General features: G+C 37.0%; 13 protein-coding genes. 8 read left to right on the top strand and 5 right to left on the bottom strand.

What is annotated here, in order from left to right; genetic code table 11:
- Positions 1-130 precede the first annotated feature (130 nt).
- Both QNH29_RS20035 and QNH29_RS20030 read right to left on the bottom strand, forming a co-directional pair.
- Positions 131-1,432, bottom strand: a complete 1,302-nt coding sequence (locus QNH29_RS20035; protein ID WP_283861089.1) for a NarK family nitrate/nitrite MFS transporter — start codon at positions 1,430-1,432, stop codon at positions 131-133.
- A 203-nt stretch (positions 1,433-1,635) separates the two neighbouring features.
- Entirely contained in the window at positions 1,636-3,135 is a 1,500-nt protein-coding gene (locus QNH29_RS20030) for a nitrate/nitrite transporter (protein ID WP_283861088.1), read from the bottom strand.
- 268 nt (positions 3,136-3,403) lie between these two features.
- On the opposite strand from QNH29_RS20030, the gene QNH29_RS20025 reads away from it, so the two are divergent.
- On the top strand, positions 3,404-4,564 hold the full coding sequence (locus tag QNH29_RS20025) for an acyl-CoA dehydrogenase family protein (RefSeq protein ID WP_283861087.1): 1,161 nt from the start codon (positions 3,404-3,406) through the stop codon (positions 4,562-4,564).
- A gap of 56 nt (positions 4,565-4,620) precedes the next feature.
- Positions 4,621-4,773, top strand: a complete 153-nt coding sequence (locus QNH29_RS20020; RefSeq protein ID WP_283861086.1) for a hypothetical protein — start codon at positions 4,621-4,623, stop codon at positions 4,771-4,773.
- Between the two features lie 48 nt (positions 4,774-4,821).
- On the opposite strand, the gene QNH29_RS20015 is transcribed toward QNH29_RS20020, so the two are convergent.
- A complete protein-coding gene (locus QNH29_RS20015) occupies positions 4,822-5,001 on the bottom strand; it encodes an H-type small acid-soluble spore protein (protein ID WP_283861085.1) in 180 nt (59 codons plus the stop codon).
- 456 nt (positions 5,002-5,457) lie between these two features.
- Here QNH29_RS20015 and ltaS point away from each other — a divergent pair, with 456 nt between their 5' ends.
- Positions 5,458-7,494 (top strand): lipoteichoic acid synthase, encoded by a 2,037-nt coding sequence (gene ltaS / locus QNH29_RS20010; RefSeq protein ID WP_283861084.1) that lies wholly within the window; start codon positions 5,458-5,460, stop codon positions 7,492-7,494.
- Between the two features lie 155 nt (positions 7,495-7,649).
- Entirely contained in the window at positions 7,650-8,180 is a 531-nt protein-coding gene (locus QNH29_RS20005; RefSeq protein WP_283865687.1) for an HD domain-containing protein, read from the top strand.
- A gap of 45 nt (positions 8,181-8,225) precedes the next feature.
- Here the strand turns inward: QNH29_RS20005 and QNH29_RS20000 are convergent, their stop codons facing one another.
- Together QNH29_RS20000 and QNH29_RS19995 are read right to left on the bottom strand one after the other, a co-directional pair.
- Positions 8,226-8,702 (bottom strand): hypothetical protein, encoded by a 477-nt coding sequence (locus tag QNH29_RS20000; RefSeq protein WP_283861083.1) that lies wholly within the window; start codon positions 8,700-8,702, stop codon positions 8,226-8,228.
- 115 nt (positions 8,703-8,817) lie between these two features.
- Positions 8,818-8,919 (bottom strand): YjcZ family sporulation protein, encoded by a 102-nt coding sequence (locus QNH29_RS19995; protein WP_283865686.1) that lies wholly within the window; start codon positions 8,917-8,919, stop codon positions 8,818-8,820.
- A gap of 352 nt (positions 8,920-9,271) precedes the next feature.
- Between QNH29_RS19995 and QNH29_RS19990 the strand changes: the two genes are divergently transcribed.
- From QNH29_RS19990 to QNH29_RS19975, 4 genes are read left to right on the top strand one after another with little or no spacing between them, the layout of a single operon-like run.
- Complete coding sequence (locus QNH29_RS19990) at positions 9,272-11,677, top strand: Na+/H+ antiporter subunit A (protein ID WP_283861082.1); 2,406 nt, start codon at positions 9,272-9,274, stop codon at positions 11,675-11,677.
- On the top strand, positions 11,674-12,099 hold the full coding sequence (locus QNH29_RS19985; protein WP_283861081.1) for a Na(+)/H(+) antiporter subunit B: 426 nt from the start codon (positions 11,674-11,676) through the stop codon (positions 12,097-12,099). Before QNH29_RS19990 ends, QNH29_RS19985 begins: the two co-directional genes overlap by 4 nt.
- Positions 12,099-12,440 (top strand): Na(+)/H(+) antiporter subunit C, encoded by a 342-nt coding sequence (locus tag QNH29_RS19980; protein WP_283861080.1) that lies wholly within the window; start codon positions 12,099-12,101, stop codon positions 12,438-12,440. The genes QNH29_RS19985 and QNH29_RS19980 overlap by 1 nt, the downstream gene beginning before the upstream one ends.
- The gene (locus QNH29_RS19975) at positions 12,433-13,920 is read left to right on the top strand and encodes a Na+/H+ antiporter subunit D (RefSeq protein ID WP_283861079.1); all 1,488 of its coding nucleotides are present in this window, start codon (positions 12,433-12,435) and stop codon (positions 13,918-13,920) included. Before QNH29_RS19980 ends, QNH29_RS19975 begins: the two co-directional genes overlap by 8 nt.
- The last annotated feature ends 5 nt before the right edge of the window (positions 13,921-13,925 follow it).

The raw sequence follows: 13,925 nt of genomic DNA, 5'->3' as shown, positions 1-13,925 counted from the left end.
CAATAAGGGTTCTAGGGGACAAATCTTACAGGAGGCGAAAAGATTTGTCCTCATGTCTTCAGTTGCAATAAAAAGCAAACCCTAGATCTCATACATGAAATCTAGGGTTTGGATATCTTATTAAACTGGATTATCCGGCTTGCTTGACCATTTGTTTAACTGCTGCAGCTTTTCTTTGATAGTAAAAATAGTTTAACGCAAACGCAATCACATAGAAGGCAATGAAGAAATAGAACGCTGTTACGTATGAACCTGTTGTTTTAATACTCCATCCAAAAAGCTTTGGAATTAAGAATGATCCATAGGCAGCAAATGCTGCAGAAAAACCGATTACTGGTGCAGCTTCTTTTGGTATGAAAATGGTTGGGATCATTTGGAATGTTGAACCAGATCCAATACCAGAGGCAAGGAATAATACAAGGAATGAAACTAAGAAACCAGCGAACTGTTTAAGATTCAAGAAGTAAATAACACCTAAAGCTCCAATTGTCATTGCAACAAATACATAGGCTGTAACTCGCGCGCCGCCTAATTTATCAGCAATCCAGCCGCCTACAGGTCTAGCTGCCGCCGCTACTAATGCACCTAAGAACGCTAATGAGATATATTCAGGGAACTGTGATTTCAATAAAAGCGGGAAAGCCGCTGAATAACCAATAAATGAACCGAATGTAGCGATATACAATGCTGTCATAATCCAAGTGTGTTTACGTTTAACAATTACAAATTGATCAGTTACAGATTGTTTAGCACCTGGTACATTATCCATTTTGAAATAAGCAAGTACTGTCATGATTATAATTGGAATTACCCAGATGAATGCTGCGTTTTGTACCCAGATTTGTTGACCGTTTGCTAAAACTTGACCCTTACCTGCAAAAGCAAAAGCACCTGTTGTAATGATTAATGGTGTAACAAATTGTACTACAGAAACGCCCATGTTCCCTAGACCGCCGTTAATACCTAATGCTGTCCCTTTTTCCTTTTTCGGGAAGAAAAAGCTGATATTTGCTGATGAAGAAGAAAAATTACCTCCACCAAGACCACAAAGTGCCGCTAACAATAACATAATCGAAAATGGTGTGTCAGGATTTTGTACCGCAAATCCAATACCAATTGCAGGAATGGCTAATACGCCTGTTGAGATGACTGTCCAGTTTCTTCCACCAATTGAACCGACTGCAAAGGTATAAACAAAGCGAAGGGTTGCTCCGACAAGTCCTGGGATCGCTGCTAATGTGAATAATTGTTCATCTGTGAAAGAGAAGCCAATATCATTAAGTCTAATAGCCACTACAGACCAAATTTGCCAAACAATGAATGCAAGCATTAAGGATGGTACAGAAATCCATAGATTACGCTTCGCATGTTTTTTTCCTTCTTCGTTCCAAAACTTTTCGTCCTCAGGATTCCAATAATTAATTCGTGCCATATTTATCTCTCCTCAAATCCACATTTTTTAAAGTGAATGTTCTTTGTATAATCACTATAAAACACATGCTAACATGATTTTAGTGACGTACGTCACAAAAATAGTGAAGGAACTGTGAACTTAGGGGGATAGTCAAAAAGTTGTAATAATTAGCGCGTAAGTCAGCATTTTTTTTGAAAAAAATAGACCCCCTGAGGAAGGTCTTACTTCTTTTGATCATCAGTTTCATGAAACATAGCAACATAATTCTTGGTTTCACCACTGTCATCTTTAATGGCCGTGATGGTTAGCCATTCTTGATAGATTTCTTGATTTTTTCGTTTATTCCAAATGAATCCTTCCCAGTAGCCGGCATTGATCAAACTATCCCACATCTTTTTATAAAAAGTGTTATCATGTTCACCTGATTGAAGTACGCTAGGTGTTTTACCGACAACTTCAGCCATAGAATATCCGGTAATTTTGGTGAAGGCAGGATTTACACTTTGGATAATTCCATTTTTATCTGTAACAGTAATTCCATCCGTAGCATGATTGACAATTTTTGCGGAGATATCCTGCTTTTCCCTAAAGTAGAGCCAAACGACTAATATGGAACTTGCTAATGAAAACTCTGAGAGCGACATAAAGCCAATTGCATAGTGTCCAGTCCAATTAAAGAAAATGGTTAAAATGATTGGCGGAAAAAATCCTCCAAGCCCGCCCATTGCCGAAACAATACCATTCACAATGCCTGCTTGTTTTGAAAAATATAAAGGAACTAATTTAAAAATAGTACCATTCCCGAGACCTGCACAGATGGCCACGAATAAACAGCCAAATGAATAAATAGGCAGGGACGGAGTAAAGGCTAGTAAAAAACCTGCGAAAGTTAGTCCAGTGAATACCCCCACTAAAATAAAAAATGGATTCATTTTATCACCGAGCCACCCGCCGATTGGTCGAAATAAAGTAGCCAAAGCAATAAAGCCCGCTGTTCGTAAACCTGCATCCGCCTTCTCTAAATCAAAATGATTTACTAAGAAAGAAGGCAAATATACCGTGAAGGCAACAAACGACCCAAATGTAATGAAATAGAATAAACTTAAAAACCAAAGTTTTTCATTTTTATATACTTCCTTTATTTGTTCTGTTAAAGATATGTTAGCCTTTCGTTCATTCTTATCACCAAAGAGAAAATTCAAGATAGCAAAGATTAGGACAACAAGAAGGAATAATTGTATCGTCGTTCTCCATCCAAATGTATTTGCCAGCACGGGTGCGGCGAATGCTGTAAGGGCGGTTCCAATATTTCCAGCTCCATAAATTCCGTTAATAATCCCATGTCTTTCTTTTGAATAATATTTTGGCAGGGAGGTCACACCGATAGAAAAAACAGCACCTCCAATGCCGAGGAGTAATCCACAGAAAATTAGCATAATAAAAGAGTTTGCCATACTTAAAATCCCAATAGGCAGCAATAAAAGGATAAAACTAATTGTAAATATAGTTCTTGCTCCAAACAGATTCGTCCAATACCCAATAGGTACTCTAAGTAAAGATCCAAGTATTATTGGTATAGCTGTGGCTAAGGAAATTTGAGTTGAAGACAGCTGAATATCTGTTTGAATATAGGGCATGAGTGATGAGATAAGCACCCAAACCATGAAACCGGCCACCAGGCTTGTGGTTTGAAGAAATAATTGTTTTGCACCTCGCGACATTCCAATCCCCCTTCATTTCCAATAAAGTGTAGTATTTCCATAAAAAGGCTATACAACTAAAGCTTTTCAAATACAGAGCACTTTGGGAAATTTTCATATTGATTATAGAACAAATTTGAATATTTAACTGTGAGTTATGACACTAAACTAGTAGTTTAGTACTAACTTTTAAAAATGGAAAAATACTCCTTAATCGTGTAATATCATAGTCAATCATACAAAGGGAAGGTTACTCCTTCAAACATCCGTAAAATAGGGGGAAGGATTTATGAAATTCCAAGATAAAAAATCGTTTGATGAACAGCTTGAGCTTATGAACACCCTAACTAAACAATTTTTATTAAGAGCACATCAAGTTGATATTGAGGGAGGTTTTCCCTATCAAAATATTCAAGATTTAAAAGACTCTGGGTATACCTCGTTAACAGTTCCTAAGAAGTATGGGGGAAAGGAAATTTCTTTATTTGATATGCTGCGTTTCCAAGAAAAAATAGCTGAGGGAGATGGAGCGACGGCACTTTCCATTGGCTGGCATATGGGGATCATCAAAAACCTCTCAGAAAAAAATTCTTGGAGTGAAAATGTCTTTGAAAAAATCTGTCTAGACGTAATAAATGGTTCCTTAATTAATAGTGCAGCCACAGAGCCCAGAACAGGAAGTCCAACCCGTGGCGGAAAACCAGAGACAACTGCCCATAAAGAAGGGAATCGTTGGATTATTAATGGTCGAAAAACTTTTACTACCATGGCACCCGTATTAGATTATTTTATTGTTAGTGCATCCTTAAAGGACTTAAATAAGATAGGGAACTTCCTTATTCCTCGTTCCGCAAAAGGAATTGTAATAGAAGAAACATGGGATAGCATTGCTTTAAGAGGGACAGGCAGTCATGATTTAATCTTGCAAAATGTAAGTGTCCCAGAAGAATATTTTGTAGAGCAGATTGGACATGAGGGTAAAAAAGCCAGCGGATGGCTCCTGCATATTCCAGCTTGTTATCTTGGAATTGCAAAAGCTGCGAAAAAATATGCCATAGAATTTGCGTTAAACTATTCTCCTAATAGTATCGAGGGTTCAATTATTGAATTACCGAACGTTCGACAAAAAATAGGGGAGATGGAACTAAAGTTGATGGAATCAGAGTATTTCCTGCATGCTGTTGCGAAGCAATGGGATGATTCTGATGAGGAAAATAGGGGAGTAATGGGCCCAGTCCTTGGAGCTGCAAAATTATCAGTTACCAATAACGCTATCTCGGTAGTCGATTTGGCAATGAGATTAGTGGGTGCAAGAAGTTTATCACTGAAAAATCCTCTTCAGCGGTACTACCGCGATGTGAGAGCAGGACTTCACAACCCGCCTATGGACGATATGACCATTCAACTTTTAGCAAACACTGCTATCAAAGGTTTACGACAATCATTGTAATATTATTGATTAAATTGTCCACACCTTGAACATTTTAACTATAAGGGGTGAAGACAATGCCAAGAGGTAAGGAATTAAGTCAGCTTCCTAAGTCTAATACCAAGATAGACGTTGGAACAAATACTAGAGAAGTTCTTAGTAAAGGTTTTGATCAACAGATTAAGCCTCAGCCAAAAGATATAAATAAAGAAAACGAAGATATGATTTAGAAGCTCTGCAGATAAAAATACCCCACCTTAGGCAAGGTGGAGGTATTTTTATTCTTCGGAAAGTTCCCCAATTTCAACGATTGTCCGTTCTTCAAGCGGTCCTCTTAAGTGGACGGTTGCGGTTCTTCCATCCTCATTTAATGCGTCAATCCAAACGGAAGCCCCATTATATTTTACTTCAATATCTGCGGAAGACGATAAAATTTGCTTTACACGGTTAACATTCATTTCCTTCAACTCCTCTTTTCAGTGTCATTTTATTATTTCCTTTTTGTGGGGTTTAATTCGTTTACTTGTAACCGCCTTCTTTATTATTAATAGTTCTAAAAGGGCAGCTTGTATTATATTCTGTAAAAGATAAGACTAAAATCATATTGCATGCCCGAAAATTACGGTTTATGATTACTTAGAAAAAGATTCCTAAAAAAATGAAACTTAATGAGCTTCTCACCGTCTTATATAAATGAAGTTCGAATCGTCCTAAGGCTTAAAGAAATAAATTTTTCCTTCTGATGAAATTGACCAAGCTTTCCCCATATTAATTGACTAGCAAAATATAGTGAAAATTGACGAAAAAAATTGGTTATTAATGGAAGGTGTTTTGTATTTATTTTTGTTGAAATGTGATATAGTTATTGAGGTTCGTTTACCAAAGATGATTGGTAAGTGAGAGGAGAAATAGAAATGAAAAAGATTAGACTGCCTAAATTAAAAACGAATGGATCGATTGCTTTCTTTGCAATTGCCGTTGTTTTATTCTGGCTGAAAACATATGCTGCTTATCAAATTGAATTTACACTTGGAATTGATAATAACTTACAAAAGTTCCTTTTATTTATTAACCCTTTAAGTTCAGCATTGTTCTTTTTTGGTTTAGCATTACTCTTCAAAAAGAGTATGAAATTAGTATTGATTATCACGAACTTTATTCTGTCGTTTTTATTGTACGCGAATATTGCATATTACAGATTCTTTAGCGACTTTATTACAGTTCCGGTTTTGATGTCGACGAAAACCAATGCAGGACAATTGGGTGATAGTGCCCTTTCGTTAATGTCTCCGTTTGATTTCTTATACTTTTTGGATTTCTTTATTTTAATTATTCTTGCTGCTACTGTCTTTAAGAAGACTGTGGTGGAACATAAAAGGTCATTTAAAGTGGTTCTATTGTTCTCCGTCACTGTATTCCTTTTTAACCTTGGTTTGGCTGAAAAGGATCGCCCGCAGCTTTTAAGCCGTTCGTTTGATAGGAATTACTTAGTTAAATATTTGGGCGCCTATAACTTTACTATTTACGATGTGATCCAAAACATTAAATCATCTGGTCAACGTGCACTAGCTGACAGCAGTGATATTACGGATGTGGAGAATTACCGAAAGGCCAATTTTGCAGCGCCAAATCCTGAGTATTTCGGAAAAGCCAAAGGAATGAATGTAATCTATATTGCGATGGAATCCCTTCAAAGCTTCGCCATCGATTATAAAATGCCAGATGGCCAGGAAGTAACACCTTTCTTAAATTCTTTGGTACACGGGAATGATGCTTTTTATTTTGAAAACTTCTTCCACCAAACTGGTCAAGGAAAAACATCAGATGCAGAGTTTTTGATGGAAAATGGATTATACCCAATGGCACAAGGTGCTGTATTTGTTAACAAAGCTCAAAATACCTTTCATGCAATGCCAGCAATTTTAAAAGGAAATGGCTACTATTCTGCTTCGTTCCACGGGAATTATAAAACGTTCTGGAATCGAAACGTGATGTATAAGGCATTAGGATTTGATCAATTTTTTGATGCTGAGTATTACAATATGACAGAGGAAAACACTAAGAATTACGGTTTAAAGGATAAACCATTTTTTACTGAGTCAATGCCATTACTTAAGAGCTTACCACAGCCGTTCTATACGAAGTTTTTAACACTTTCCAACCATTTTCCGTTTGAAATGGATCCAGAGGATACAGATTTTCCTGCTGGTGATACCGGGGATAAAGTGGTTGACCAGTATTTTCAAGCAGCCCATTATATGGATGAAGCAATTGAACAGTTCTTTAATGATCTAAAAGCTTCAGGTTTATACGATAATACCGTTATTGTCATGTACGGCGACCATTATGGTATTTCAGAAAATCACAATGAGGCAATGGCAAAAGTACTTGGTGTAGAAGAAATCACTCCAACATTAAATGCGGGGTTGCAGCGAGTTCCTTTACTTATACATGTTCCGGGAGTCAAAGGTGGAATTCAAGAGCAATATGGAGGTCAGGCTGACGTTCGTTCAACCATCCTTCACTTATTAGGAATTGATACAAAAGACTATATGGAACTTGGGTCTGATTTACTATCTCCTCAACACAGGAATTGGGCTTTATTTAGGAATGGTGATTTTGTATCACCTGAGATTGTTCAGGTGAAAGGGAAATGCTACAGTAACGTCACAGGAGAATTAATCGAAGGAACTGACGCATGTAAGGAAATTGCCGATAAAGCAGCGGTCGAGCTTCAGATATCGGATGAAATTGTTTATAAAGACCTTTTACGGTTCTACCAACCGGAGGGATATACTCCAATCAATCCTAACGATTTTGAATATTTAGCACCAAAAACTAAAAAAGAGACAAAGGACACCGAAGTTACGACAGATACTGAAAAAAGTACGGAGAGTACAAGTGAAACAGAGACTCCAGAAAGTATAAATACCACTGAAACTGTAAATTAATAATAAATAGTTAGAAAAGTGAAGTGGGGCTTTCATTGCTTATGAAAGCTTCTTTTTTTATTCGTAAAAATGAATAAATATGTAGCTTTGGAATTATGTTTATAATATAATGAATAGTAAAAAATTGCATGTTGCATGGAGTGGAGGAGATTGATATTAGGGATGTAAGGTTAATTAACATATTTGAACATCATATAGCACAAAAATATTTGAATCGATCCGGTATTGCCCATGCAATTGCTGTTGCCTATCATGCTTTCCATTTAGCAAAAGAACAACAGCAGGATATCGATGTTGCGACAAAAGCGGGGCTTTTACATGATATGGGGCATTACACATGGTATAAGAATGGAAAATGGGATTATGATTTATATAAGCAAAATGATATACACCCGATAAAAGGGGCAGAAAGAGCACACAAATTATTAATTCGCCTGGGTGAAAACCCAGTTAAGGCAAAGACCATTGCTCTAGCCATACTGTTTCATACCGATTCCTTTTTACCATCAAACGATATTGTACGTACACCGCTGCAGCAAATTGTAAAATGGGCGGATGAGAAAGACGAAGAAGAGGGTGGAATGCACCATTATCGGAGTATTGATTATGAACGTGCTAAACAAAGTATTATTCGATTAGATGAATTGATTGATTCGGAACTTGAATATATCGCTGAACTTAATTAAATTTAACAAGCTGTGCTTTGGCACAGCTTGAATTAAAATATGTAACTATACTCTTCGGAATCCTTCCTCTTTTAAAAATTCTTCTGCTTCACCGTAAGTATCGAAGCTTTCTTCAAGGTTTAGTCCATAGTAAATATTCCATGTATCGTTTTCGTTGATTAAAATAAGATGATTTTTTTCCTTATCAACCCAGCGTTCTTCCACCTGATTACCGATAATGGCTTCTTCTTCAAGGGTCTTTTCTACGGGTAATAACGATTCAATCGACTCCTTGATCAATTTCTTTAATTCATCTGCAGAAAAATCACGAATATTAACCATTCCCTTGTCATCTGTTTGATAGGAAGGCAGGTTTCCTGCATATACAAATCCGTTACCATTTGGGTGAAGATGATAAACTATATTTTTCTTGTCTGATGCGCTGTTGGGCAGCTGGAAATTAACACGTTTAAGTGAGACGTCTTTTCGTTCTAATTCTGAAAATGTTTCAATGATGGCTAATTTTTCATTAAAAGTAAGCATAAGTGCCTCCAATATTTTTTGTAATGTTACTATCATACAGATAGTTTTACTGAAGATACAACAATTTATTTAAAAAGGCTTCAGCATATTGACGCTGAAGCCCTATTCCTATTGATTAATATCCGCCCCCAATAAATGCAGACCCGACAATAATTAACAGAATAAACAAAACTACAATTAATGCAAAAGCTTTGTTGCCGCCGCCTTGTTGACCCATTCCTTCTCCACCTCCACCGTTCATTATTTACCTTCAATTTATGAAATAGCAGTTCGGAAAGCTTGGACGAAGTTCATGGTTGTATTATTTTTTTAGTAAAAAAACATTGAATGGACACAAAAGTCATGTTAACATTAAATAAATATTTAAATATTAAAGATTTTTGGAGGAGCCTGTCACCAAGGGATAATTATGTCCTTTGGCGATAGGCTCTTTTTGTATTTCCAAAAATTAAAAAGGAAAATTAATGAAAAGAATGGAGAGGTGGAATGATATATAGATGAGCTTTTATTCCAAACATAAGCTAACGGGCAACCCAAAGGGTTGGTCTCAGAAATAAGGAGGTTTTGACATGTCTTCTCTACATTTAGCGATTTTAGCACCATTGATCCTTTCTGTTTTTATTCCTCTATTTTACAGAGTTTTACGCCAGATACATACAGGATGGTTTGTGCTGCCCTTACCTATTTTATTGTTCGTCTATTTTCTCGCTTTCTTACCGGAAACAATGAGAGGGAAACCATTACTTGAAAGCATTAACTGGATTCCGTCTTTAGGGATTAATTTTACAGCAAAAGTCGACGGACTGGGCCTTTTATTTGCCCTGCTAATCACAGGTATAGGGGCATTGGTTGTTCTTTACTCTATCTATTATTTAGCAAAGAATAAAGAAAAGCTCAGCCACTTTTATGTATATTTACTGCTCTTTATGGGCGCCATGCTAGGAGTTGTCTTATCGGATAACTTAATTGTGATGTATGCATTTTGGGAGTTAACTAGCTTTTCATCTTTTCTATTAATTGGTTACTGGTACGAGCGGGATAAATCCCGTTATGGTGCTCAAAAATCAATGCTTATAACAGTATTTGGCGGCCTCGCCATGTTAGGAGGAATAATCCTTCTTTACATTATGGCAGGGACCTTTAGTGTTACAGAATTGATATCTCAGTCTAATGCTATTTTTAACCATGTATTATTTGTGCCTGCGTTACTTTGTATTTTGCTTGGTGCTTTTACAAAATCTGCCCAATTTCCATTCTATATTTGGCTTCCTGACGCAATGGAAGCTCCAACACCTGTGAGTGCCTATTTACACTCGGCAACGATGGTAAAGGCAGGAATTTATTTAGTAGCACGTTTCACTCCGGTGTTTGGAGAACATTTTCTCTGGTTCTGGTTAGTAACTAGTGCAGGGATACTTACATTAATATGGGGTTCCATTTTCGCGGTAAAACAAACCGATTTAAAGGCGATACTAGCCTTCTCAACCGTCAGCCAATTAGGTCTCATCATGTCATTGCTTGGCGCTGGAGCAGCGGCTCTTCATTATAACTTTTTGGAGGAAAACATTTATACGGTGGCTGTTACAGCAGCGATTTTCCACTTAATTAACCATGCAACCTTTAAAGGTAGCTTATTCATGGCAGCTGGAATTGTCGACCATGAAACAGGAACAAGGGATATTCGTAAACTGGGTGGATTAATGCATTTTATGCCGATTACGTTTTCCATTTCTATTATTGGTGCATTCTCAATGGCTGGACTCCCGCCATTTAATGGGTTCCTAAGTAAAGAAATGTTTTTTACAGCCATGATTCATTTAACTGAAATGGATCTCTTTAATCTTGAAACATGGGGAGTCTTATTCCCTGTGCTTGCTTGGATTGCGAGCATCTTTACTTTTGTTTATAGCATGATTCTTGTTTTCAAAACATTCACAGGTAAGTATCAGCCGGACAAACTTGATAAGAAACCACATGAAGCTCCAATGGGATTACTGATTTCACCGGTTATCTTAGTTTCACTTGTCATTATTTTCGGGTTTTTCCCAAACCTTTTATCAGAAAGTCTCATCTCACCAGCTATGGCTTCGATTCTACCAAGTTTACTAGGGGCTGGAGAAGAATTTATGGTTCATATTTCATTCTGGCATGGACCTAACATAGAACTGTTTATGACACTAGGTGTAATTATTTTAGGAATACTCCTTTATAAAACGCATTCTAGATGGAAGAAAATCTATCAAGCAATTCCAGAGAAACTTACTCTTAATCGATTTTATGATTTCTTATTGGAAGGGATACAATCAGTCTCCTATAAGTTAACGAAAACCTATATGAATGGATCGATTAGGTCATATCTCGTGTATATATTTGCGTTCTTTATTGTTATTCTTTCTACTACGCTTATTGAAAAGAATGCCTTTTTATTTGATACAAGGGATGTTTCCACAATAGGAGTATACGAAGTGGCCTTAGCCATTCTTGTTGTGTTGGGATCGATTTGTATTCTATTTGCTAGATCAAGAATGACTTCTATAATTTTGCTTGGTGCTGTTGGGTATACGGTATCTTTATTCTATGTACTCTTTAGAGCACCGGATTTAGCTTTAACTCAACTTGTTATAGAAACGATCTCTGTTGCGTTATTCCTGGTTTGCTTCTATCATTTGCCGAAATTAAGGAAGTTTGAGACAAGGATGAGATTTAGACTTACTAATGCCGTCATCTCAGTTGGAGTAGGTGGAATTGTAACCTTAATTGCACTTTCAGCTCATAGTAGTAAGCTATTTGATTCTATATCAAAGTATTACGTGGAGAATACCTATACAGAGGCTGCAGGCAAGAACATGGTAAACGTCATACTAGTTGATTTTCGCGGCTTTGATACGCTCTTTGAAATCACGGTATTGGCCATTGCGTCTTTAGGAATCTTTGCCATGATCAAATTAAGATTGAACAGGAGGAAAGAAGGATGAGAAAAACAAACAATCTCATACTAGAAACTGCCGTAAAAGTTCTTCTCTTCTTTATTGCTCTCTATTCAGTCTATATTTTTACAGCGGGTCATTATTATCCAGGTGGAGGGTTTATAGGAGGGCTAATGACAGCCGGGGCGATTGTTCTCCTATTAATAACCTATGATATCCAAACAGTTGCAAAAATTTTACCTGTAAACTACCGGATTCTTACGGCGATTGGGCTGCTATTTGCAATAGGAACAAGTGCGGGTTCTCTCATCTTTGATGTTCCATTTTTAACCCATGCATTTGGGGATGTTTACTTGCCGCTTTTGGGTAAGTTATCTCTTCATACTGCCACGTTATTTGATTTGGGAGTGTACTTTGTTGTTGTCGGAGTGACTATGACCATTATTCAAACAATAGGGGAGGATGAATAATGGAAATTCTTATGGCATTTGTAATTGGTATTCTATTTATGACAGCTACCTATTTGATGCTGTCGAAAAGTCTGTTACGAATCATTGTTGGAACTGGACTATTAAGCCACGGTGCCCATCTTCTTATTCTTACCATGGGTGGACTAAAAAGGGGAGCCGCACCTATTTTAGGAGGGAATGCGGAAAGCTATTCAGATCCTCTGCCTCAGGCGCTGATATTAACAGCGATTGTAATCAGCTTTGGTGTGACAGCTTTTTTCCTAGTATTGGCTTATCGAACCTACCAAGAACTAGGGACAGATAATCTAGAAGAAATGAGGGGAACTGAGAAAGATGACTAATTTAATCATTTTACCTATATTAATCCCCTTGTTTACTGGGGTGTTATTGATATTTTTGAATAAAAGTATCAAGGCTCAGCGAGTTGTAGCAATCATCTCCTCATTAAGTACGATTATTGCGGGCTGGGGAATTGTACAAAAGGTACGGACGGATGGGGTTCAGTCCCTAAATGTCAGCAGCTGGGACGCTCCATTTGGGATTACGTTAGTATCTGACATGTTTTCAGCACTATTAGTACTTACAACCAGCCTTATTGCGTTTGTTTGTTTACTTTACTCCTTTAATTCGATTGGAGTAGAACGTGAAAAGTATTACTATTATGCTGTATTTAACTTTTTATTAGTTGGTGTGAACGGTGCTTTTACAACAGGAGATGTCTTTAATCTTTTTGTGTTTTTTGAGGTTATGCTTATGTCTTCCTATGTTTTGTTAGTACTAGGAGGAACTAAGATACAACTAAGAGAATCCATTAAATATTTACTCGTCAATGTAATATCATCTGCATTATTTGTTGTTGCGGTTGCCTACTTATATTCCGTCATTGGTACGTTAAATATGGCTCATATTTCCAGTCGAATCAATGAAGTTAGTGCAAATGGGATGCCAGGAATATTAACTGTGATTGCTGTGTTGTTTTTAATTGTTTTTGGATTAAAAGGAGCCATTTTCCCACTCTACTTTTGGATGCCGGGATCTTATTACGCACCACCTGCCCCTGTATTAGCAATTTTTGGTGCTTTATTGACAAAAGTCGGAGTTTATTCAATTACAAGAACCTATACGCTTTTCTTTTATCATGATATGGATGCTTTTGGTATTCTTTCGGTTCTAGCAATTCTGTCCATTGTGTTCGGTGTTATTGGTGCCATTGCTTACTGGGACATCAAGAATATTATTATTTATAATATTATTATCGCTGTAGGTGTGATTCTTTTTGGGGTTTCTGTTTTGAATACAGCTTCAATATCAGGTGCAGTTTACTATTTAATTCATGATATGTTTATTAAAGCAGCATTATTTCTACTAATAGGGATTGTCATTTCAATTACGGGGACTAGCAAGTTAAGAAATTTTAGCGGATTAATTACCCGTTATCCAGGCCTTGGTTGGACGTTCTTTATTGCTGCCTTAGCTCTTGCAGGGATTCCGCCATTGAGTGGCTTTGTTGGAAAGCTTCTTATTGTGCAAGGAGGATTTGAGGGAGAAAGCTTTACAGGTGCTTTTATTGTCTTAATGTCTAGTTTACTCGTTCTGTTTTCGGTTATGAAAATCTTTATTAACGGTTTTTGGGGGAAGGACCGTACTTACAATGGTGAGGAAAAAGCACCTGTCAAACAATTGCTTATTGCTCCAGTTATATTAGTAATGATTTCTGCTCTTTACGGAATTGGGTCTGAATCCATATTGCCGTATATTTCTCAGGCAGCCGAAACTTTATTAGATCCCGATATCTATATTAATGCTGTCTTAAAGGAGTGAATAAG

Origin of the sequence: Neobacillus sp. DY30 (genome assembly GCF_030123065.1) — a bacterium.
GTDB lineage: Bacteria > Bacillota > Bacilli > Bacillales > Cytobacillaceae > Neobacillus.
The sequence above is the reverse complement of the archived record's forward strand: the minus strand, read 5'-3'. Positions and strand labels throughout refer to the sequence as shown.